Source organism: Gorillibacterium sp. sgz306347 (genome assembly GCF_059735245.1).
This window is the reverse complement of sequence record NZ_JCAPET010000030.1, coordinates 35,987-58,250: the sequence shown is the minus strand read 5'-3', so window position 1 is coordinate 58,250 and position 22,264 is coordinate 35,987. Positions and strand designations below refer to the sequence as shown.

The 22,264-nt window shown below is 57.1% G+C and carries 24 protein-coding genes; 2 read left to right on the top strand and 22 right to left on the bottom strand.

All coding sequences use genetic code 11. From position 1 onward, the window contains the following. Positions 1-306: 306 nt before the first annotated feature. The 22 genes from AC6I6H_RS16010 to AC6I6H_RS15905 all read right to left on the bottom strand — a co-directional run bounded on the left by AC6I6H_RS16010 (position 307) and on the right by AC6I6H_RS15905 (position 20,492). A complete protein-coding gene (locus AC6I6H_RS16010; protein ID WP_497954956.1) occupies positions 307-1,185 on the bottom strand; it encodes a carbohydrate ABC transporter permease in 879 nt (292 codons plus the stop codon). Next, positions 1,182-2,120, bottom strand: coding sequence for a carbohydrate ABC transporter permease (locus AC6I6H_RS16005; protein WP_497954955.1), 939 nt, complete (start codon positions 2,118-2,120; stop codon positions 1,182-1,184). The genes AC6I6H_RS16010 and AC6I6H_RS16005 overlap by 4 nt, the downstream gene beginning before the upstream one ends. An 86-nt stretch (positions 2,121-2,206) precedes the next feature. Beyond that, the gene (locus tag AC6I6H_RS16000; protein ID WP_497954954.1) at positions 2,207-3,523 is read right to left on the bottom strand and encodes an ABC transporter substrate-binding protein; all 1,317 of its coding nucleotides are present in this window, start codon (positions 3,521-3,523) and stop codon (positions 2,207-2,209) included. Between the two features lie 163 nt (positions 3,524-3,686). Next, positions 3,687-5,858, bottom strand: a complete 2,172-nt coding sequence (gene mutL, locus AC6I6H_RS15995; RefSeq protein WP_497954953.1) for a DNA mismatch repair endonuclease MutL — start codon at positions 5,856-5,858, stop codon at positions 3,687-3,689. Between the two features lie 13 nt (positions 5,859-5,871). Then, complete coding sequence (mutS, locus tag AC6I6H_RS15990; protein WP_497954959.1) at positions 5,872-8,715, bottom strand: DNA mismatch repair protein MutS; 2,844 nt, start codon at positions 8,713-8,715, stop codon at positions 5,872-5,874. A gap of 260 nt (positions 8,716-8,975) precedes the next feature. Then, a complete protein-coding gene (locus tag AC6I6H_RS15985) occupies positions 8,976-9,326 on the bottom strand; it encodes a cupin domain-containing protein (protein WP_497954952.1) in 351 nt (116 codons plus the stop codon). 35 nt (positions 9,327-9,361) lie between these two features. Then, the gene (locus AC6I6H_RS15980; protein ID WP_497954951.1) at positions 9,362-9,745 is read right to left on the bottom strand and encodes a zinc dependent phospholipase C family protein; all 384 of its coding nucleotides are present in this window, start codon (positions 9,743-9,745) and stop codon (positions 9,362-9,364) included. 47 nt (positions 9,746-9,792) lie between these two features. Then, the gene (locus AC6I6H_RS15975) at positions 9,793-10,278 is read right to left on the bottom strand and encodes a YcxB family protein (protein WP_497954950.1); all 486 of its coding nucleotides are present in this window, start codon (positions 10,276-10,278) and stop codon (positions 9,793-9,795) included. A 56-nt stretch (positions 10,279-10,334) separates the two neighbouring features. Then, positions 10,335-10,823: a hypothetical protein gene (locus tag AC6I6H_RS15970; RefSeq protein WP_497954949.1), complete on the bottom strand. Its 489-nt coding sequence runs from the start codon at positions 10,821-10,823 to the stop codon at positions 10,335-10,337. A 44-nt stretch (positions 10,824-10,867) separates the two neighbouring features. Next, positions 10,868-11,506, bottom strand: a complete 639-nt coding sequence (locus AC6I6H_RS15965) for a histidine phosphatase family protein (RefSeq protein ID WP_497954948.1) — start codon at positions 11,504-11,506, stop codon at positions 10,868-10,870. A gap of 25 nt (positions 11,507-11,531) precedes the next feature. Next, the gene (locus AC6I6H_RS15960; RefSeq protein WP_497954947.1) at positions 11,532-11,864 is read right to left on the bottom strand and encodes a hypothetical protein; all 333 of its coding nucleotides are present in this window, start codon (positions 11,862-11,864) and stop codon (positions 11,532-11,534) included. Then, positions 11,861-12,325, bottom strand: a complete 465-nt coding sequence (gene aac(6') / locus AC6I6H_RS15955; RefSeq protein ID WP_497954946.1) for an aminoglycoside 6'-N-acetyltransferase — start codon at positions 12,323-12,325, stop codon at positions 11,861-11,863. Before aac(6') ends, AC6I6H_RS15960 begins: the two co-directional genes overlap by 4 nt. Positions 12,326-12,363: 38 nt before the next feature. Next, positions 12,364-12,894 carry a hypothetical protein gene (locus AC6I6H_RS15950; RefSeq protein WP_497954945.1) on the bottom strand — a complete coding sequence of 177 codons (531 nt, stop codon included), beginning with the start codon at positions 12,892-12,894 and terminating at the stop codon, positions 12,364-12,366. Between the two features lie 48 nt (positions 12,895-12,942). Then, positions 12,943-13,092, bottom strand: a complete 150-nt coding sequence (locus AC6I6H_RS15945) for a hypothetical protein (protein WP_497954944.1) — start codon at positions 13,090-13,092, stop codon at positions 12,943-12,945. Positions 13,093-13,458: 366 nt separating this feature from the next. Further along, positions 13,459-13,983, bottom strand: a complete 525-nt coding sequence (locus AC6I6H_RS15940; RefSeq protein ID WP_497954943.1) for a DUF4275 family protein — start codon at positions 13,981-13,983, stop codon at positions 13,459-13,461. 15 nt (positions 13,984-13,998) lie between these two features. Next, a complete protein-coding gene (locus AC6I6H_RS15935; RefSeq protein ID WP_497954942.1) occupies positions 13,999-14,505 on the bottom strand; it encodes a DUF2569 domain-containing protein in 507 nt (168 codons plus the stop codon). Between the two features lie 85 nt (positions 14,506-14,590). Then, complete coding sequence (locus tag AC6I6H_RS15930) at positions 14,591-15,028, bottom strand: GNAT family N-acetyltransferase (protein WP_497954941.1); 438 nt, start codon at positions 15,026-15,028, stop codon at positions 14,591-14,593. A gap of 18 nt (positions 15,029-15,046) precedes the next feature. Continuing rightward, positions 15,047-15,505: an 8-oxo-dGTP diphosphatase gene (locus tag AC6I6H_RS15925; RefSeq protein ID WP_497954940.1), complete on the bottom strand. Its 459-nt coding sequence runs from the start codon at positions 15,503-15,505 to the stop codon at positions 15,047-15,049. 63 nt (positions 15,506-15,568) lie between these two features. Continuing rightward, positions 15,569-15,772, bottom strand: coding sequence for a DUF4177 domain-containing protein (locus AC6I6H_RS15920; RefSeq protein WP_497954939.1), 204 nt, complete (start codon positions 15,770-15,772; stop codon positions 15,569-15,571). A 750-nt stretch (positions 15,773-16,522) separates the two neighbouring features. Continuing rightward, entirely contained in the window at positions 16,523-18,730 is a 2,208-nt protein-coding gene (locus tag AC6I6H_RS15915) for a putative amidoligase domain-containing protein (RefSeq protein WP_497954938.1), read from the bottom strand. 75 nt (positions 18,731-18,805) lie between these two features. Beyond that, positions 18,806-19,366, bottom strand: coding sequence for an outer spore coat protein CotE (cotE, locus tag AC6I6H_RS15910; RefSeq protein ID WP_497954937.1), 561 nt, complete (start codon positions 19,364-19,366; stop codon positions 18,806-18,808). Positions 19,367-19,493: 127 nt separating this feature from the next. Then, entirely contained in the window at positions 19,494-20,492 is a 999-nt protein-coding gene (locus AC6I6H_RS15905) for an aromatic acid exporter family protein (RefSeq protein WP_497954936.1), read from the bottom strand. Between the two features lie 166 nt (positions 20,493-20,658). On the opposite strand from AC6I6H_RS15905, the gene AC6I6H_RS15900 reads away from it, so the two are divergent. Further along, on the top strand, positions 20,659-20,811 hold the full coding sequence (locus AC6I6H_RS15900; protein ID WP_497954935.1) for a hypothetical protein: 153 nt from the start codon (positions 20,659-20,661) through the stop codon (positions 20,809-20,811). A gap of 122 nt (positions 20,812-20,933) precedes the next feature. Then, positions 20,934-22,256, top strand: a complete 1,323-nt coding sequence (locus AC6I6H_RS15895; protein ID WP_497954934.1) for a glycosyltransferase family 39 protein — start codon at positions 20,934-20,936, stop codon at positions 22,254-22,256. Positions 22,257-22,264: the final 8 nt, after the last annotated feature.

Below are 22,264 nucleotides of genomic sequence, written 5' to 3'. Positions count from 1 at the left end.
TGCCCGCCAGGGCATGGGTGGCTAACGGTTGCCACAGCGCTTATTTAGGATAAAACGCCCAAAAACAAGCGAAAAAACAGTAAATAGCCTCTGTGGCAACCGTTACAATTCCCAGCCCCTCTTTTTGGGGCAAATAACCTCCGTGGCAACCGTTCGCGCAACCAAACGGGCAATCCGGTGCCGCAACGGATACGCTCTGAGGCCGCCAAACCAAAACCAGCCGCCGGCAAGAAGCCGCGGCAAGAAACAAGCTGCCCCGAGCCGGGCAATTCCGACTAACGGGACAGCTTGTGTTTTCTTTTTCGCTCAGCCTTTGGTCCCGGACGTGATGTTCATGCCTTCGATAAAATACCGCTGGAAAACAAAGAACAGCACCAGCACCGGCAGCAGCACCATTAGCGAGCCCGCCATCAGGTAATGCCACTGGGTCGCTTCCGTCCCCTTGAAGGCTTGCAGGCCGATTTGCAAATTGAACATCGACTCTTTGTTGACGTACAGCAGCGGCCCCAGAAAGTCGTTCCAGGCGCCCTGGAAGGCCGAAATGGCGATGACGATAATCGCCGGCTTGGCGAGCGGAATCATGATGCGGCTCCAGATGTAGAAGTGCCCGGCCCCGTCGATTTTGGCTGCTTCCAGCAAATCGTTCGGAATGGTCCGGTAAAACTGGCGGAGCAAAAAGATCTGGAACGCCGAGCCGAAAAAGCCCGGAACCATCAACGGCAAATAGGTGCCGACCCAGCCCAGCTTCGAAAACAGGATGTACTGCGGGATCAAGGTGCAAAAGCCGGGGATCATCATGGTCGCCAGCACGATGGAAAACAGCACGTCCCGCCCGGGAAAGCGAATCCGGGCAAACCCGTAGGCGATAAACGAATTGGACAGCACGTGGGAGATCACCGCAACGGAGGCCAGAAAAAGCGTGTTAAGCGTGTACCGGCCGAAATTGCCTTTTTCCCACGCCTGCAGATAGTTGCTCCATTGAAACTCTTGCGGAAAATAGGTCGGCGGATAGGTCATGATCTCCTGGATCGGCTTCAGGGAAGTCGAAATCATCCACCAAAACGGCGCCAAAATGATGGCGCTGAAGCCGATCATGATAGCCAGCAGGATGAAGTTTCGCAGCCGTAGCCGGTTTTTGCGGTTTTCAAAATAGCGGACCCGCGTCATGGATGTCGAAACGCTCATCGCCGATCCCCCTCTTCATAATGAACCCAATATTTGGACAAGGCGAGATTGACCAGCGTGAGAACAAGCACGATCACGAACAGGAACCAGGCCATGGCCGACGCATACCCCATTTGGTATACCCGGAACGCTTTGTTGAACATGTGCAGGTTGTAAAAGAGCAGCGAGTTCATCGGCGAGCCCGGCGTGTTCGGGTCGAGCGCCATCACATACCCTTCCTGGAAAATCTGGAACCCGGCGATGAGGTTGGTGATCAGCTCAAAGAGCAGCACAGGGGTGATCATCGGCAGCGTCACATGCCAAAACTTCCGCAGCGCCCCCGCCCCGTCCAGCTCGGCGGCTTCATAAAGGTGATGCGGCACATTTTGCAGCGTCGCCAGGTAAAGCAGCATGCCGCCGCCGACGCCCCACAGCTTCATCAGAATGATGGCCGGCTTGGTCCAGGCCGGATCGGCCAGCCAGGCGGGCCCTTCGATGCCGAACCAGCCGAGCGCCACATTGACGAGCCCCGCGCCCGGATTCAGCAGCATCATCCAAAGCAGGAAAACGGCCACGCCGGACAGCACGGACGGCAAATAAAAAATGGTGCGGAAAATCTTCATCCCCGGCACCCGCTGATTCAGCATCGTGGCGAGCAGCAGGGAGCCGATGGTAACGGTCGGCACGCTGAACGCTACGTAAAACAGAGTGTTCTTCAAGGACTTCCAGAACAGCGGATCATGGTAAAACATCGTATCGTAGTTGCGCAAGCCCACCCAGTCCATACGGGACGTAATGTCGTAATTCGTGAAGCTGGCATAAAGGGAAAACAGCATCGGCCCCAGGGTGAACGCCAGAAAACCGACGATCCAGGGGGAGATAAAAAGGAAGCCGGAAAGGGCCTCCTTTCTTCTCAGCTTGCTGTGTTGTTTTTTGAAAGGACGAACGGCCGCCATATACAGCTCTCCTTTGCACGGATTTACAAGAAGGGATAAGGGGAAAACGGGTGGCGGGCTTCACGCCCCAACCACCCGCTCCCGGTTTATTGGTTTTGCTTGACCATATTTTCAATGTCGCTCTGCGCCTTGTCGAGCGCGCCTTTGGCGTCCGTCTGGCCGAGCATGGCGGCGTCGCCCTGCGGGTCCAGCATCGTTTGAAAATCGGGGGCTGCGAGCGGACGCGGATAGATCTTGGTAACTTCCAGGTTCTCAACCGAAGCCTTGTAAATGGGGTCTTTTTGCAGATCGGCGTTATTGGACGCTTCCTTGTTGGCCACGTTGTCGTAGTTCTTTTGCGCCCAGTAGGTTTGCGCCTGTACGTCCGTCAGGTACTTCATGAACTCATAGGAAGCTTCCGGATTTTTGGCGCCGTACGGAATTTCCACTACAAAGCCGCCGCCGGAGCTCCAGTGCCCCGCACCGTCGGAAACCTCCGGAATCGGCGCGACGCCGAAGTCCAGATCCTTGCCGTAGTCGCGGATTTGCGTGTAGAACGTCGTCACGTCCGGCCAGATGGCCACTTTGCCGGCAATGAACGGATTCGCCTGCTGCGAGCCGAACTCCGCTTTAAAGGCGTCGATATTCTGCTGCCCGATCCGGTCGCGGTAGCGCAGCACGTAATTCAGGGCGTCCACCTTGGCCGGCGTGTTGATCGCAGGCTGATTGTTGTCGTCAAACCAGCCGGTTCCCCCGTCGAAATTGACGGCGATCGCCTTCCAGTCGAAGCCGCCGAACTGCGGCGCGTACCCGACCGTGGTGTAGCGGTCTCCGTCTTTTTTATCCAGCTTGATTGCGGCCTGCTCCAGCTCGTCCCACGTATTCGGGAAGTTTTCCGGGTCCAGCCCCGCTTCGCGGAAAAGGGTTTTGTTGTAGAACATCATCCGGGTATCCGTATTGAACGGCAGCGCGTACGCTTTGCCGTCATGCACCACCTTGTCCCACAGCTCCGGGAAAAAGCGGTCCTCGATGCTTTCCTGCTGCATGTATGTAGACAAATCGGTGTTCTGGTTTTTGGTTGCCCGGCTTCCGACCTCTTCGATGCTGTTGATGATTACATCGGGCGGGTTGCCTGCCGCGACAGCCGCCAGCGATTTCGTCCAAATGTCGCCGAAGGGGTAATAGGTATGTTTGACCACGATCCGGTCTTGCGAATTGTTGAAGTCGTCGATAATCTTCTCGATAATCGGCCGGCGTGTCTCCGATCCCCAAAAGGTCCAGAAGTCCAGCTCGATTTTTCCGCCTTCTCCCGATGCGCTGCCTGCGGAGGAATCCGCGTTCAAGTCCTCTCCGCACCCGGAAAGAAGAACCGCAGTCCCGAGCATGGCGGCAAAAACGGGAGTCAAACCTTTTCTGAATTTCATTGCTGCTCCTCCTCTTATCTAGTTGTCCATAGGGCTGCTCAGTTCTTACCCCTGGAACGTAAAAGAGAAACAAGCAAAATTCGGGAGCTAGCCGTGCGGGCATGCGAAAAACGCCGTTTCGCGGAAAGGCTCCGCAAAACGGCGCTGTGGCGGTTCTTGTTTCTTACATGACCCGTTTAAACATCTTTTCCAGCTCATAGGTGCTGAAGCTGACCAGAATCGGCCGTCCGTGCGGGCACGTGTACGGATTGCGGCAGGCCGCCAGGCGGTCAAGCAGCGCTTCCATCTCGGGACGGGTCATGTTCTGGTTGGCTTTGATGGATGCCTTGCAGGAGCACATTGCGGCGGCGGCGTCGCGCAGACCGGCGATGTCCACCGTCTGCTTGCCCCCGATGACCCATTCGATCATTTCCATGACCAGGTCTTTTTCCTCGCCTTTGGGGAGCCAGTGCGGGTAGGCGCGGACCAGGAACGAGGAGCCGCCGAACGGCTCCAGGTAAACGCCGGCCTGCTCCAGCAAATGGAGCCTCCCGCTCAGCGCCGCCGCTTCGGCGCCGGTGAACTCCAGCGTCAGCGGCAGCAGAAGCTCCTGGCTTGCTTCCAACGGCTTGCCAAACAGGCTGCGGTAATACTCGTAATTGATCCGCTCGTGCGCCGCATGCTGGTCGATCAGATACATGCCGTCCGCATTCTGCGCGACCAGGTAAGTGCCGTGCAGCTGGCCGACCGGGTCGAGCGCCGGAAACGCCGGCGCCTCCGGTGCGGCTGTGGCGGCCTTTTGGGCGGCGGCAAACAACGCCGGGTTGAAGCCCGCTTCGCGGCGCGTTCCGGACCGTCCGCCCGCCGGGCGAACACCGGCCGCGGAGCCGCCGGATGCCGGCCTGCTTCCGGGCAGTCCGCCGGACAAGGCCGGCTCATTCGGCGGCGACAGCGGCAGCTGCGCGTACGGGCCGCTTCCGCTCCCTCTTTCCCCCGCTTCTCCCGGGGAAAAGGTCGCGGGAGCCGGCTCCCGTTCGCTTGCCGAACGGCTCGCCCCCCCGGAAAACGGGCGCGCTTCGGGCGGCCAGCTTCGGCTGCGGCGCTCGTCGGCGCCGCCGTCCGGCTGGCGGGACTCCGTTCTCCCCGCAGCCTCCGAAACGGGACGGCCGAAGTCTCCGCCCGTCCCTCCTTCCGCCGCCGGACCGGTTTGCCCGGCCTCGCTCCACGGCATGCGGCCTCCGCTTTCCTCCGGCGGTTCGGGCGGCAAAGGCGCCTGCTCTCCCGCGCCGGGCCGGTACAGTGCAAACTGCTCCTGTACTACCGCATTTTTGCCCACCGGCGTTTTGACGCCGCCCTTCGGGATCAGCGATTCACGGCCGAGCGCTTCCCGCACCGCCTTTTCGGTCAGCGCCAGCAGCTCAGCCTCCTTGCTGAACCGGACCTCAAGTTTGGAAGGATGAACGTTCACGTCGAGCAGCGACGGCTCCATCTCGAAATGCAGCACGCCGACCGGGTAGCGGTTGACCGGCAGAAGCGTATGGTACGCCCGAAGGATCGCCTGGGTCAAAGCGAAGCTGCGGATGTACCGCCCGTTTACAACGAGCGAAAGAGCCGACCGGCCGGTCCGGGTCGTTTCCGGCTTGGACACGTAACCCGTAATCCGGTAATCCAGGTCTTCCCCTTCGACCGGCACCATGCTTTTTGCAGTCGCCGTTCCGTATACCGCAGCAAGCACATTCAGCAAATCGCCGTTTCCCTGCGTTTGCAGCAGCGTGTGGCCGTTATGCTTCAGGGTAAACGCAACCTCGGGGTGAGCCATGGCCAGCCGATACATATAATCGGATACATGCCCGAGCTCGGTCTGAATGGTCTTCATGTATTTCAGCCGGGCGGGCGTGTTGTAGAAAAGCTCCTTTACGCGGATGTCCGTGCCCCGAGGAGAGGCGGCTTCCTCCGCCGCCGCGAGCGTGCCGCCCTCGATCACGATCCGCCGGCCGAGCCCGTCGGTCCGGTCCGACGTCAGGCATTCCACCTTGGCTACGGCCGCGATGCTGGGCAGGGCTTCGCCCCGGAAGCCGAGCGTGCGGATCTGAAACAGATCCTTGCCCTTGGCGATTTTACTCGTGGCGTGACGGGCGAACGCAAGCTCGGAATCGTCCGGGGCGATGCCGGAGCCGTTGTCCGTCACCCGGATCAGCGTCAAGCCGCCTTCCTCGATGGCGACGTCGATGCGGGTGCTGCCGGCGTCGACGGAGTTCTCGACCAGCTCCTTCACAACGGACGAAGGCCGCTCGACCACCTCGCCCGCGGCGATCTGGTTTGCGATATGCTCGTCCAGCACGTTGATCTTGCCCACTCGCATTCCCTCCTTACGCCTTGTCGGCCAGCTTTTGCTTCAGCTCGAACAGGAAATTCATCGCCTGAATCGGCGTCATGTTGATCAGGTCGGCGCTGCGCAGCCGATCGGCCAGCTTCTGCAGCTTGGCATCCGCTTTTGGGGAAGTCCCCGCTTCTGGCGACCGGGCTGCCGGACCGAACAAATCAAGCTGCACGACCGCATCCGTGAAGGCCGAAGGCTCCGGACCCGCGCCGCTCGACGTCTCCGGTCGTTCCTCCCGCGCAGCCGCTGCGTGCAGCGAACCGGCAGCGAAAGCGCCGGTTTCTTCCGCTTGAGCAGCCCCGCTTCCCGCAGGATGCAGGGGCTCCGCTAGGGCAGCCCTCTGCGCTTCCGAGCTGCCGCCGGTTGTCGTTCGGGCTGCCTCGTCCGCTTCCGGCCTGCGGAATTCCTGCGGCAGCCTTCCGCCTTCCGCCGCCGCTTCCGCCAGCGCCGCCTGCTCCTCGGCGCGCGCCTCGAATACGTTCAGGAGCGCGTACGAGCGCTCGATCACTTCCTCCGGCAGCCCCGCGATGCGCGCGCAATAGATGCCGTAGCTGGTGCTGGCGGCGCCGCGGATCAGCTTGCGCAGGAAGGTGACCTGCTGGCCGCTTTCCTTGACGGCCATGCAGTAGTTGTGCAAATGGGCCAGGCTCTCCTCCAGATGCGCCAGCTCGTGAAAATGCGTCGATACCAGCGTTTTGCAGCCGACCCGGTCATGCAGAAACTCGATGACGGCCTGCGCAATGGCCATCCCTTCTCCGGTCGACGTACCCCGGCCCAGCTCATCGATGATGACCAGGCTTCGCGGCGTGGCTTTTTCCGTCATGGCCCGGATGTCCATCATCTCGACCATAAACGTGCTCTGCCCGCCGATCAGATCGTCCGCCGCCCCGATGCGGGTAAAAATTCGGTCCACAAGCGGCAGCTCCGCCCGTTCGGCCGGCACAAAGCAGCCGATCTGCGCCATGATGCAGAGCACGGCCACCTGCCGCATATACGTGCTTTTCCCGGCCATGTTTGGCCCGGTAATCAGCAGAATGCGCGACTCCTCGCGCGTCAGATTGGTTCCGTTCGCGATAAACGCCTGATCTCCCATCACCGCTTCGACGACCGGATGCCGACCTTCCTCCACCACAAGGTCGAAGCCGTCGGTTACCTTCGGGCGGACGAACCGGCCCGCCGCGCTGACCGCCGCGAACGATTGCAGCACATCGACCGAAGCCACGGCCTCGGCCAGCTTTTGCAGCCGCCGGGTTTCCCCGGCGATCCGGTCGCGCAGCTCGCAGAACAGCTCATATTCGATGCCGAACATTTTTTCTTCCGCTTCCAGTATGAGCGATTCCTTTTCCTTCAGCTCGGGCGTGATGTAGCGCTCGGCGTTGGCAAGCGTCTGTTTACGCTCGTAGAGCCCTTCCGGGATCGACGCCAGGTGAGAGCGGGTCACTTCAATGTAATAGCCGAACACTTTGTTAAACCCGATCTTCAGCGACTTGATGCCGGTCCGCTCCCGCTCCTGGCTTTCCAGCGCCGCGATCCACGCTTTGCCGTTCCGGCTCGCTTCCTTCAGCCGGTCCAGATGCTCGTGGCAGCCTTCGCGGATCAACCCGCCTTCCTTAATCGAGATTGGCGGATCGTCGACAAGCGTTGCGGCGATCCAATCGCTCACATCGCCGCAGGTGTCCAGCCGCTCGGCAATACGGCGCAGCGTCTCCGATCCCGACGCCAGGCAGGCGGCCTGGAAGGCGGGCATTTGCTCCAGCGAGCGCCGGAGAGCGGCCAGATCGCGCCCGTTCGCGCTCCCGTAGGAAACCCGGGCCACGAGCCGCTCCAGGTCGTATACCTCGCGCAGCACGCCGCGCAGCTCTTCGCGTTCGATCAGCTTCGCGACCAGCTTCTCCACCGCTTCCAGCCGCTCGTCGATCCGCGTGCGGCTGTACAGCGGCTTTTCGATCCAGCGGCGCAGCATCCGCCCGCCCATCGCCGTCTCGGTCTTGTCGAGCAGCCACAGAAGCGAGCCTTTTTTGGCCCGCTCCCGAACCGTCTCGGTCAGCTCCAGGTTGCGCCTCGTGAACGGGTCCATCGTCATGTATTCTTCGGAGCCGTACACACGGACGCCGGTAATGTGGCCGAGCGAGCGCTTTTGCGTTTCCTTCAGGTAGGTCATCAGGAGCACAACCGCTTCCCGGGCCGCCGGCTCCAGCCGGTCCAGTATATCTCCGCCGAAATGCGCGCGGGCGAACGCTTCGTCCCGGCGGTTCCAATCGGTGGTCAGCGCGCCGCCCGCCCCGTTCTGCTGCGCCTCGCGATAAGCCGCCAGCGCCTCTCCATACGCCAGCAGCTCGGCAGGCGAATACGTGGTCACTTCATCCGCAAGCCGTTCCAGCGAACGGTCCAGCACAGTGGCGTAAAGCTCACCGGTTGTGAGGTCGCAGACGGCAAAGCCGAACCGGTCGCCGGCAAGCGAAACGGACGCAATGTAATTGTTCGCCGTATCGCTCAACAGCTTGCCTTCCATCAGCGTGCCGGGCGTTACGATGCGCACGATCTCCCGCCGCACCATGCCTTTGGTCGTGGCCGGGTCCTCCATCTGCTCGCAGATCGCGACTTTATACCCTTTCTCGATAAGCCGCGTTATGTAGCTTTCAGCCGAATGGTAGGGAACGCCGCACATCGGCACCCGCTCGCCCCCGCCCCCTTCGCGGCCGGTCAGCGTCAGCTCCAGCTCGCGGGACGCTTGCAGCGCATCCTCAAAAAACATTTCATAGAAATCGCCGAGGCGAAAAAACAAAAAGGCGTCCGGCACTTCCGCCTTGACAGCCAAATATTGCTCGATCATGGGCGTATATTTCAACGAAAACCATCCTCCAAACCCTTGCTAGCTCGTTCCATTATACCATGTTTCATACCGCTTTGGCTTGCTGCAGACCGGATCCCAGCAAGAAGCGGACAGGTCCGTGCAAGCGGCCGATTCCTGTTTGGCGCAAAGTAACGCCGAACAAATAAACCTTGCCGCAACGAGCGCCACTAGCGTCTCATCCGGCAAGGTTTCCATCTTTGCAAGCCTATCCGCAGCCGGCCGCCGCGGTTCTTTCCCGGCTAGGCGTTCTCCGCTGCAACCCGGTCCCCCCGCGTGCGGGGCGTCGAAAGAACCAGAAACTCGACGTCGTTCTCCGAACGGTTCATTACCTGGTGAGGCTGAAGCGGCTCAATGGCAAGCCCGTCTCTTTCGTGCAGGGTGTATTCCGTCCCCCCTACTTCCAGCGTTAAGGTGCCGGATAAAACAAAGAAAAACTGCCGCGCCCGGTTGTGGTAATGCCGGATTTCCGAGGTTCCGGGAGGCATCCGTTCCTCAATGAGACTCTGTTCTTCCCGGTCGATCAGCCTCCATCCGTCACAGGCTTGCCCCCACTGATAATGAGCTGCGTTCGCTTTGTTGATGATGGTCATCCTGTTGTCCCTCCGTCAAAATTTTTGCTGGCTCGCTATCCCGACCACGTCTTAACCAGTGGATGGTCCGCCAACGCCAATAATTGATTTCCCTTCGACTCAGCAATGGCTCCATGTCGTGAAAAGGCGGTGCGTATCTGCGCCGGGGAGAGCTGCTTTATCGCCGGGTGCTTTTGAAAAGCTTCATAAACCTCATGCTCCCAAATATAATCCGTCAGCAAATGAGTGAAATAACCTTTGAAAAACCATTTCCAGTTCTCCTCTTCTTTAAGTAGGAGGAAATCACGGTAAACCTGTTCCCAAGCTGTGGCCTCTTGTCGGAAGCCTCCCAGGTGCGTGCCCCGTTTGTCCTCCCTTCCTGTTCCCGGCCTCATGTGAATCGCGTCCGGTGCCAGGCTTCCCAGCAGAAAAGAAGGCAAAGCAGCTTCGCCGTTTCCCGCCCGCCCGCAATCGCATCCCTCGGCTTCTATTTTTGGGATTTGGTGACGCCTGAAGCGAGGCGCCGAAAGTGTTCCTCCTGCTCGGACGAAGCAAAAGCTTCTTTAGGAACAAACCAAAACCCCTGATTATGATGAAAAAGATAAAAAAACGATTTCGTTTCCCAGAGGTTCTTAAACATACTCCACTCCATTTCGGAATGGCTGTCTTCCGAGCTTAAGGCAGCGCCCTTCTTACCAAAAGACAGGGTGAACTCTTTTTGATACCGCTTGTCCCGTGCCACTTTGGCGGGCATGATGTAGCAGCTTTTGACGTAAAAATAAACCAGCAAAAAGAAGACGACCAAGGTCAAAATCAGCTTCTGGCTCGTATATTGATCGATCAGCGAATAGAGGAAAAATAAGAAAACCAAAATCCCGATACCGAAAAACAATCTTATCTTGGCCGATTTCCAGAAGTAAGTTTGAATGGCCTGCTTTAAATATGCGCTGTATTGAAAAGTAATGCGGTCCATAGGGTCCTCCGTGATGATTGTATTTTCGATTTAAGCCGCGCTTGTTGCCACTTTCTTTACTCCGCTCCCGTTCCATCCGCTTCCAGCTCGAAGATGCGCTCCAGAAACTCTTTAAGCTGCCGCTCGTTCTCCCTCCCGGTTTCCGAAAAGCTCGTATAGGCCCACGTTATGATTCCTACCAGCAGGTAGGCAATCGCAGAAAGACCGGCGATTAGCGGCAGCATCGTCCAACCAAATTCAATCAAGAGCAGCATCGTTACAAGCAACAAACCGGACAGAACCGACACCGGGTCCGTCAGTCCGCGAAAGAGCACAAAAGCGACCCGCGTCCTTCCCGCTTTTGTGTAGATCCGGCCTATGGCCTTGTTGAAAAAAGCATTGTTCCGCCGGTAGACCCCATCACGGTAAACCACAGTAAAAAACCCGGCTTTGCTCCATCCGGTATACCGCTCGTCACCGAACGACAAGGAGATAAAATCCACACAATCCCTCAGCGCTTGAACGCATTCCCGCCTGGTCAGCTTGGTCGTATACCTTTGTTTCATAGCCCCACCCTTTTTTTGATCCGACAGCCTGTTCGGTTTATACGTTATCCGGCCGTCGGACGTTCCCGGTAATGCGCGATGTCCGCATGCAGCAAAATGGTGGGCCGGTCCGCATCCAGTTCGATTTTGCACAAGCAGGCCGGATGAATGTAAGGGGGATTCCAAAGCTCGCGAAACGGGCGATTCTCGAAAAACGCCATAAGCACTTTGACCACAACGGTATGCGTAACGATCAGAATCGCTTTTCCCGGATGCTCCGCCACCAATCGGTTTAACTGCTCTAGCGCCCGCCGGGAAACCTCCTGAAACGTCTCGCCGCCTTCGACCCGGAAGCTTTCCGGGTCGTGCCAGAAATGCTCGAACGCCTCCGGGTACCGCTCTTTGGCCTCCTCCTGCCGCATGCCTTCCCAGACACCCAGATTGATTTCCATAAACGCTTCGCTCTCCCGAATTTCGAGGTCGCGCGGTCCGCGAATGATAGCGGCCGTACGGCTCGCCCGTTTGCTTGGGCTTGTGTAAATGACATCGATCGGTTCGGCCTGCATCGATTCCGCCAGCCATTCCGCCTGCTTCACCCCGAGCTCCGTGAGCGCGGAGTCCCGGTGCCCCTGCAGCCGGTGCTCCACATTCCATTCGGTTTGTCCATGCCGGACCAGGTAAACCAATGTCTTCTCATTTGTCATGCGGTCAGCCTCTTTCGTCTGCTTGTTATTCCTGAAGCTTGTACTCCGATTCGACGTCCATCAGACCCCTTACAAAAATACGTTCCCTCACTTTGTCGTTTTTGTACGAGCTTACCCAAAACGGCCAGATAAGATCGGTAAAGGTTCGCTGCCCCTCGACCGCAATGCCGATGTTTTTGCCGATTTCATCCTCACTTGGCGGCCCTCCCTTGCTCCATACATAAACCCGGTCTTCAAAATAAATCCGGTCCCCCACCTTCTCATACATGTCCAGACCAAACCGCGTGTACAGAAACCATGCGACGACGGCCAACGGGATGATGGCGAAGATGAAAAGCCCCCGGTATTTTTTGATCATGGGGCGGAATCCTTTATGTCCTTAATAAAGCAAATGATCCGATTCGCTTCCGCAAACCCTGCCTGAAGGTGAAAACGATAGCTGACTGTATTCGTCAATTCGATATCGGACGCCACCTGCCGGCATCCTTTGCTGCGCGCCCACACTTCGCCTGCACGCAGGAGCGCTTTTGCGGCTCCCCGTTTCCGATATTCCGGCCGTATGTATACCCCCTCCACGTAGCCAATGGGGCTGGAGTCGGCTCCCTCCACGTAATCGGCCCGAATGGAGAAATGGACGAACCCGGCATAATCCGGCTCCCCTTCCGGGCGGATCAAGAGCAGCAGATCGCTCCCGGAAGCCGCGAATTCCCGGCATTCGCGCAGCATGCCTGCCTTGTCGTTGTCCGGCCATAAGTCTACCATCAATCCGGCTACGATGTCGAAGGTGTCCGCTTGCGCCGGTTCAATAATCCATGCCATTCCCATACGGCCTCCAATCGTTACGCGTTATCAATGATTTAACTTTTCTCATAACCATACAATGCATAGTCAGCAATCAGATAGAAGCCGTTTGCCAGCCTGTCTTGGAAAGCCGGATCGACGGCAAAACCAAAATCCGATCCCGGTCCGAAGCCCGGTCCGATTTGAATCTCGTTTCCATCAAGGTCGAAAAGTTGGAATTGTCCCGCCGGGCTCGTAACAGAATCGTCCTCATGAACCACGCCGTCGTAAAGAAACTCTCCGCGTTTATACGCCAGATCAAAGCTCGTTTGGAAGCTAAAATACAAGTCGGTTCCTCTGTCCCGAACATTATCGAGTATTATTTTTGTATGATGCTGATCATATACCGTTTTTTCCACTTCCCTTTGTTCTCCCGGCTTCAGGGCCAACCATTTCGGATCTATAAAAATCCGAACGGGGACCTTTTCATCTTTGGTGAACAAGTCATATCCCTTTTGGTCTATTGCATTCTGAAGAATCGCTTTGCTAGAGTGATGAGCCATATAATACCGGTATCCTGCAAAACCAGCCAGGAAGATGAGAATCAAGCTGAACTAAATCCCCCTGAACTTTTTCATGCTGTTCTCCTTTAGGAATTAGTTTTTATCCCTTTGCTTTACCTCAATGAGTTTGTAAATGGCCGTTTCGATCTCTTTGCTGGAGGCCGCCTGTTTTCGAAGCGTGACGCTGATTTCCATCAGTAAAAGAACTGCAATCACCAGCACCGCAAAAATCGCTGCAATCATGTTCGTTCTCCTTTTTGATTAAATGAACTACCCTTCGGTTTCCACCAGACTGGCCGCACGCATAATAATGAAAGGACGCAAGATCAGGGTAAAGAGAGACGTTAATTTTACCGGCCAAACGGCGGCCAAAGTGAGCGTCAATTCGATCCGCATTCGTCTCCAGAGTCTGAGCGAGCTCTTCTATGGACGTTTCGTCATACGCGAAAAAGAATCGAAACCGACCGGTTCCCAGACGCTTTGGCAGCCTGTGAAACCGGCGATAAAAGGCCATTCGACACAATTGAGCCAGCTGCATAAAGTCCTGATTACCCCCAGAAAAAAATTCGGCCAGCCGTGTGGACCAGCATTTTCCGGTCGTATAACGAATCAACCCGGAGTAACGGCCGCTTGCTTTGCTTTATAAAAATACGGCCCGCACAGTTCCTCATGCGTACGAACATAGGTCCAGGAAAATTCCGTATCGAACACATATACATCATGCTTTTCATCAAAATCCGCTGCGGCAATAGCCTTTGCATTCCGATACAGCAAAACGACCGGAGAATGCTGATCCATCACATAAACTTCCTCTTTCGGTATGGCGTCAAAAGCTTCTCTCGCCTTCCGCCCTTCCAGGCAGCCTACCTTTTTGTAACTGAATACATGCCATTTAAATGCTTCGTAGAAAATCGCCTTCTTGATATCCTCGCTCACTAATCCTGCAAACGACCAGTCCCATAATGTAATAATGCGAAGGGATTCATGCGGCAATTCCGTTACAATCGCTCTATTCCTGACTGTTTGCTTTTCAAAAACATTCCGCTGTTCTATCAAAAGACAATGCTGGTAAACCTCTTCTAAGTCTTCCTCCGGCAAGCCGTCCAATATCCGCAAAATCTTGCTTTTTTCCATACGAAACTCCACCTCTTACCGGACAAAGGTGTTTTGCACCCGTACCGATTTCAAAAAATACGGAATCCAGATCAGACAGGCGAACACAGACCGAATCAATTCTTTCAGCGAATCCGTGTCCTTTACTTCCCGGACAAGCGGAATGAGCTGCAGCAAACTATAGTCGATGATGAAAAGAGCCAGATTCCCGATCAACAAGATGATCATCAACCGGGGAGTGGCGGTTTTTTTCTGATAGAAGTGGACCAGGATGGAAACGCAAAAGGCGATGATCACAAGATTTGCACCCATTTCAAAGGGAAGAGCGGGCGCCCACAAGCGATGATAAAAGACGCTATCGCGGGACGTAAGGAGCTCCCAGGTCCCATTTCCGAACATCGGCAGATGAAATTGAAACAACTGGATTAACGTTATCAGGCAGGATAAATAAAGTCCGATTTGAACCAGGACCAGCCAGCCGCCGAGCCCCGAAGGCCCATATGAATACTTCCCGTTTTGTGTTTCTTGTACATTTGTTTCCATCCGCATGCTCTCCCTGTAAATACATCTTTTTTAGCTATAAAAACGCACCGAAGCCAAAGCGTATGCGATGACCAGGTGCGCTGTTCTAGCGAAAGTTTTTGACGAAGCGGGAGCCGGTGATTTCAAACCCCAGCTCTTTGTAAAAACGGTGGGCTTCCTCCGCCCGGTGAGTGCCGGACACCAGCCAGGTGCCCTTGCAATCGTGATCCCTTGAGAGAACGTCCGCGAACTCCATGAGCGCCCTTCCGATCCCTTTTCGTTTGGCCTCCCGGTCCACCACAAGAACGGAAACTTCCCCGTACCGGATAATGTCCTCCACGCTTTCGCGTACGCGAAATGCCATGGCTCCCAAAACCTGACCCGCTTCTTCATAGACATACAGCTGATCCAACGGGCTCCGTTCCACAAACGCCACCCTGTTCCGCATGACGGCTTCCGTAATTTCCCGATTCAGCAGTTGGGACATCAAGCGGCTTAACGCCCGGCAGTCCTCGAAGGTCGCTTTTCTGATTACAGGCTGCATGAGTTTTCCTTTCCGCGCTCAGCTTTTGATCACATGCTCGTCCAGCATGCCTGCTTCGTACCGGTTCATATGGGTTTCAAACGTGCCCGCTTCAAAAAAGAGGGGAACCCGTCTGCGAAAATTCTCCTGCATTTCGATACGCCCGATTTCCGCCAAAGGCACCCAGCGAGGCTTGCCTTCTCTGCTGTTCTCCAGCAGCTCCCCTTCAAAGTCACAGGTCAGATAATTAAAGATCAAATACCGTTCCCGGTTCGGATTCATGAATTCCGCAATGCCTTTAAACGTTAAATTTCTGACTGTCAGGCCTGTCTCTTCCTTCACTTCCCGGATGGCGCACTGAATGGGGCTTTCGGGGTACTCTACTTTTCCCCCTGGCGCGATAAACCCACTAAAGGAATCGTGCTGCCGGTCCAGAAGCAGGATATTTTCCTCTTTGGCAATCATGCAAACGGTATAAAGCTTGACGTTTTCCGACAAGGGAGTTCCTCCGCTTTCACGCTTTTTACTTATGGGCCTTGTCATAAGGCCGACTCTTACCTGCTAGCCGTTGTGCTTTTTTCGTTTAAACACGACAATGATATCTCTGGATGCGCCCTGTCCCAGACTTGTATCAAAGCAGGACACAAGCTCCCACCCCTGTTCGCCATGCAAGTTTAACCCGTCTTCAAATTCCCGGGTATCAACTTTCCCTCCCAGAAACCCGCCGGTCTGGTATTTCATCGTTTTGTATTCCCACCGTTCCATTGCTTTTCCGTCCTTTCCGTTAACGGTACAGCCGTGGAATAAATCCACCCGACATTTTCCGTCATTTGGATGCGTTCTTCTTTTCACTGTAGTGGATTTTTTGTTTTTCGGCAATGAGAAAAGTATGCGTGCTCCGGCTCCGGACGTTGGCGGAAAGTAATAATCCGACTCGGCATTGGCACCATCTCCGAAGAATTTTCGGACCCCAAAAACTTCGTGTACTCCTTTTACGAAAACAAAAAAACCGGCGAGGATGAGTCCTGCCGGTTCAGCAAACCGTGATTAATAGGGCATCGTTTTTAGTGAAAATGCAGCTTCTCTCCGATCATTTTCCTCCGCATGCAGAAACGGATATCGCCACCGCTACATCCGCCTGGTGAAAAACAGGGCTTGCTGTTCTAACGGATGTATTTGAGCTTATTTGCCGCAAATGGAGCTTTTTTATTTTCTACCCTGAAAAAAACACAACGTCATAGTCTGTGGTGCCCGCCAGGGCATGGGTGGCTAACGGTTGCCACAGCGCTTATTCGCCCAAAAAACCCCTATTTCCATTTCTAACGGTTGTGGCAGCGCTTATTTGCCCCAAAAAGACCAAAACGCCCCCTCTCCCAGCCAAATAAGCTCCGTGGCAACCGTTACATTCTTAAATCTGCCGTTTTGGGGACAATAAGCTCGCTCACAACCGTTAGAGCCAAGCATTCCCTTTTAACGTGATTTTCCGGGATGATTCGACCGTGTATGACTGCGAATTCAGATAAATAACAACGCGGCAGCCGCTTTGGCCTGCGCCGGCCGGCGGTCCTCCTTGAAGCAGCTTCCGCTGTTACGGGTTATCCGCTCGCGTACCGGAAGCGGCGAAGCCACACTATGCGCCGGCGTCCGCACGATCCGGGCGGTTTCCCTCGCCGCCGATGAATCCGCATGTGCCGGCCGGTCCAGCGCCGCACCCGAACCCGGCGGGGACTGCCGCCCCTGTAACGCCGGCACGCTTCGCGGCGGAAGGCCTGCCGCGTGGGGGGAGGGCGGCGCTCCCCCTTCTGCTGCCGCATATTGCAATTGCCCAGCCGGGGCTGCCGAAGGGGAGGGAAGCGTACTCCTATCCTCCACCAATCTTCGCAGCTGCGGGCCTGGAGCTGCCGGGATGCCGGCAGGCCGGTCCAGCGCCGCCGGCGGATAGTCGGCCGGGCCGATGCCCCAGGCGGCCCGGAAATCCTCGCTGTCCGCGAGCGGGGCTTCGCCAAGCGACGCGGCCTTCAGCCGGCCGAGCTCTTCCGCGTACGCCCCGTACTCGGGGAGCGCCTCCAGCTCGGCCCATAGCTTGCGGGCGGCGGGCCGCAGCCGCTCCTTGTCGCCGGTGTAAAACATCCGGCGCAGCGCGGGATGGCGCAGCGGCTCCTGCCGCAGCTCGCGCCAGTGCCGGGCCGCGAGCCACGCGAGCGCGAGCACGGCGCCGGCCAGCCAGGGCGCGGCCAGCCAGCTCGGCAGCGCGCGGTATTCAAAGCCGCCGTGGCGCTTGCGGCGGCATTCGCCGAGCCGACCGTAGCGGGGGCGGCGCCGGCGCGAATCGTCGCTCTCCGCCAGCATGAGCGGGAGCGCGACGTAATTGTCCAGCGCGCGCAGCAGCCGGCCGGTGAGCGGTACGCCGCTGAAATGGATGTGCCCGCCGAGCGGCAATCCCTTCACCGGCATGCCGCCCGCGCGCCATTCCAGCTCCGCATCGCCGATTTTGCGGGCGGCCAGCCGCATCGTCCGGCGCAGGCCCGCCACCAAACCGGCCGGCGTCGGGCTGGGCTCCGGCCGCAGCTCGGCCAGCGGCACAATGACGCGCCGGTCGCCGAGCACGACGGCATCACAGCCGACCTTGCCTTGCCGGTCCAGAAACCTTTCTGCGGGAACGACCTTTCCGTCGGGACGAACCAGCAGAAATTCCGGATCGGCTCCCAACAAAAGCCCTGGCATCGGCCAGGCATCCGTGCCGTCCTCTCTCGAGGTTGCGATGGAAGCCGACTTTCCTGCCGTCCCTGTCTTTGCAACTGTGCCCGCTTTTCCAGCCATATCCCCTGTTTCCTCAGTTTCCGCTTTTTCTGCTAATCCTCCCATCCCTGTGGTATCCGCTGTTCCCGCTTTCCCTGCCGCATCCGCTACTTCCGCTTTTCCCCCAGCTTCCGGCATACCCGCTTTTTTCCCCGTCATCGCGCTTTCATTTTTCCCCGTTACCGCGTTTTCCCGCTTTTGCGCCGTTCCTATCGTCTCCGCCGCTCCCGGGTTTCCCGCCGTTTCCAGCGTTTCCTGTCCGCTCTCTCTAATCTCATTAGCTTGCGCTTGCTCCTCTATACCGATCCGCTCCACTTTCTCCGCGCCGTCCATTCCCCAGTCCTCGCCGCTCAACCGGTTGACGGCCTCGGCAAACCGGCCGGCATGCGCACCGGCCAGGTCGGGGATGGCCTCCACCCGCAGTACAACCGTTTCCCCGCGCGTTGATACCCCCAGCTTGACTACGCCGTAATCCAGGCCCAGCGCATATACGGAACGGACCGCTTCGCGGACCACACGGCGGACCCGGTAGCCGAATTCTCCCTCCGGCACCTCCCGGAACGTCTCCTGTCTGGCAAAAGGGGCGGCGGCGATGCCGGCGGGCGGAAGCTTTTTCTCGTGTACGGCGAGCACCTGCTGGTTAAACACGGGCACTTCATACAAGTAGGCAAACGCATGCTTCGATGCCGTTTTCACCCCGCTCTGCGTAAGCAGCTCCTCCGCCGAATGCCGGTTTTCCGCCCGCAGGACCGGTTCCAGCGCTCCCAGCAGCACGCAGCCCTCCGGCTCCGGCGCCAGCTTGCCGTAGCGCATGACGGCGTCAAACCGCTGTCCCGGGGGCAGCTTTTTTCCGTGCGGAACCGCCAGAAGCCGGCCAAAGCCGGCCGAGCCCGTTTCCCCGGCGTGCAAAAAAAAGCATTTCATCCGCCGCTCCCTCCCGCGCACAAAAATAGGGCATCCGCCTTTGGCAGCTGCCCGTGTTCCGCATAGAATGTAGGGTCAACCCAAATCTTCATCCAGAAGATCAAGGTCCAGGTCGTCGAATTCCAGGTCGTCGCCGCCGTCAAAATCATAATTCTTCTCATCGGAATCGTGCGGATTGGGCGAAACAAGCACCGTCACTTTTGTCTCCGCGGTCATTTCGGCACGGTACTCGCGCTCCACGCGGATCACGACGCCGCCGCCTTCAATGTTCGCTTCCACGCAGTTCGGCTCCTGTACCGCCTCCGCATACACCTCCGCCGTAGACGGCTTGTGATGCCGGTCGAGGTACGCAAGCGGAACGACATCCACATAGGAAATCGTTTCTTTGGCGACATCCGTTTTGGTATTGTGATCGTAAGAATACCAAATGTTGACGTCATAGGTTCCGGTGACTTCCACCCCGGCCGGAGTATAATCCGCCTGATACCGGTTATTGATGAGCCAAGCGCCCAGGATGCTGGTTGGAGCATTAGATGGCGTAACAAAATGGCTCACCTGACTGAATTTGCGTCCTTTGCCGCATACCGCTTTCGTTACAATTTCCCTGTATTGCAAGTCTTTATCTAGGATCGACATAGTTCAACCTCCTCCATACAATCGATCATTCTATTAAATTGTATGCAGGACATTCGTCTAGAGTGACAGCCCCAAGAGAAATTTTTGGGCGGTCGCCCTTACGCGACAAACGGCCGGCGCTTCCTTTTCAGGATATGCCGGCCGTTTCCGTTTTAGAAGAATCGCCGCCGGATTTTTCCGGCGGACGCTTCGGTTTGAGCTGCCTGGCGATGGACAGGAACGTCTTCAGCTCCAGGCAGAGCTGAAGGAGCGCGGACCGGACCTCGAATTCATGGCGTGTCGCGGGCAGCGGCATGCTCTTGAATTCGGCTTCCAGCGCAACCAGGCCCGCCATCACCGTGCCTTTGTAATAAGGGCTGCGAACTTCCAGCCGCAGCTCGTCAAAGAGCCGGGCGACAGCCTCTGCGTGGGGAAGCGACTCGTACACCTGCGAGACCAGGTCCATCATCCGCTGGATCGATTGAAGCTGCTCGCTGCGCATCCGGAAATACGTTTCCCATTCATTTTGCGTCTGAAACAGCGCGTTCTCCTTTGCCTCCCGGGCGAGCCGGGTGCCTTCCTCGGTCCATTGAATCGCGGACAAAAGCTCCGCGCCGTCCCACACATGCCGCACATCGGTAAGGGTTTCGGAGATTTCCGTAAAAATTTTGGAGAAGTCGTCCTCCAGCGCTTGTTTCGCTTGCGGCAGCCTGCGGTCTTCCTTGGTCACATAAACGATGTTCACGATAGCGGCAAAGCCAAGACCGATGGCCAGCAGCAGCACTTCGTTCCAGATCAGGGACCAGGTGATCTCGCGGGCGGCGTACAGATGAAGCATGACTACCGCGCTCATGACAATGCCGTCCTGCAGCTTCGCTTTGTAAAGAAACGTGTAGTGCAGGAGCAAAAATAACCCGATGACCCAAAGCTGGAAGCCGAACAGCAGAAAGGCGGCCGACGCCACAAGCAGCCCGAGCACGGACGCAAGAAACCGGGCGGCCACGCTGATCATGCTTCTCTTCTTGGTCGTGTCGGTGCCGAGTATGGAAAACAGCCCGGAGGTGTAGGCATTGGACAGGTTCAAATACAAACACAGGTAAATGGAAAGAATGGCGGCAATGGTTGACTTGACGATGCGGGCGTACATGGCGGCTCTCCCTTGGATGAAATCCGAAAACTCTGCTGTTAGCAAGTATACGCGTTTGGCGGAAGGCCAACAAGTCCCTTCCTCCGGCGGTTACGCCGCCCCGGGCGGGGAAATAATACAGGCGGCGGCCGCAGGGGCAGCGACTTACGGGAAGGGGGCGAGCGGAATGAGCGGCAGAGGCAAACGGCCCGGCGACGAGAAAGCAAAACCAAACCACACCGGCGAAGCGCGGAATGGACGCAAAAGCGGGATCAAAAACGCCGTAACCGGAAAAGGCGAGGTTCAGAACGAGTTTGTAACCCCAAGCGAGCTGGACTAAAAGCAAAAAAGGACAGCAACCGGACAGCCCCTCCGGCCGCCAGTTCCATCCATTGCCACTTGTTCCCTGTTCGTTTATACTCAGGGATAATGGTTGTCCATTTCACTCAGAGGGGCTTTGGCATGTCATCGTTCGCACCCGACTTCATCCGTTACGCTTCCATCGTTGCATTTGCCGCCTGTCTCGGATTTCTTGTGGTCAAGCTTGCCCGTGAATACTTCGGAATTCGCCTCGGCCTGTTTCAACCCCGTTCCGACCGGTTGATCTACCGCTCTCCGGAAGAGCCCGGCTTTGTCCCGACGAAGGCCTGGAAGCTGCTCGGAAGCGTTACTATCCTTTGGTTCGTTACCCGGCTTATGGTCGCTTTCGCCGCCTATGCGGACAAGTGGGTGACCGCAGACCCGAAGCCGTCCTTTTTTCCCACTCTGGAAGCCGCTTTTTATCGTTATGATTCCATCCATTACCTGGGCATTGCGGAATTTGGCTACCGGACCGAGGGCATGGACCGACTGTCGATCTGCTTTTATCCGCTTTACCCGGCCCTAGTCCGGGCGTTTCACTATTTGACCGACGATTATTTTTGGGCCGGGGTTATCGTCTCGAATGTTTTTCTGCTGATCGGGTTGTATTTTCTGGCGCGCCTGGTCGAAAACGAAACCAAAAGCGCGGAAACGGGACTGTCGGCGGCGAAGCTGATGCTGCTGTTCCCGTTCTCCTTTTTCTTCAGCATCGCTTATACCGAATCCGTTTTTCTCGCCATGTGCATCCTTTGCTTTTACATGCTGCAAAAAAAGCACTGGATCGCGGCCGGCCTGTTCGGCATGCTGGCGGCCTTGACGCGGAACCACGGCGTTCTCCTGGCCATTCCCATTTTCCTGGAGCTTTTGTATGAGCATGACTTGTTCCGACACTGGAAGCTCAAGCAGCGCCTGAAGTTCGCGCTTGGGCTTGTCCGGAGCGCCGTTGCGGTGCTTCTTCCCGTCGTGGGGATCGGCATTTACCTGTTGATCAACAAGCTGGTGACGGGCAACTGGTTTCAGTTCCTGGAATATCAGCGGGACCACTGGAAGCAGAAATTCGGCTTTTTCGCCGATCTGCTCGCCCGCCACACCGTCAAGATTCTCAGCAACGACATGAACTTTGCCTGGGGCATCTGGATTCCCGGCATCTTTCTCTTCTTCGTGGCGCTCCATCTGATTGCTCGCAACGCCGGCGGGGTGCGGATGTCGGTCGCGGCGTTTTCGCTGGCCTATCTGTTCATTTCGTTCTCCCCGACCGGTCTCCTGAGCGGGCCGCGTTATGTCGGCGGAATGTTTACCCTTTATGTCATCGGGGCGGTCGCGCTCCGCAAACGGCCCCACGTTATCCGCTGGTCGGTCGACATGCTGCTGACCTTCGGCCTTCTGTTTTACTCCGTGTATTTTACGTACAAGTTTGTTTTCTAACGGGATGC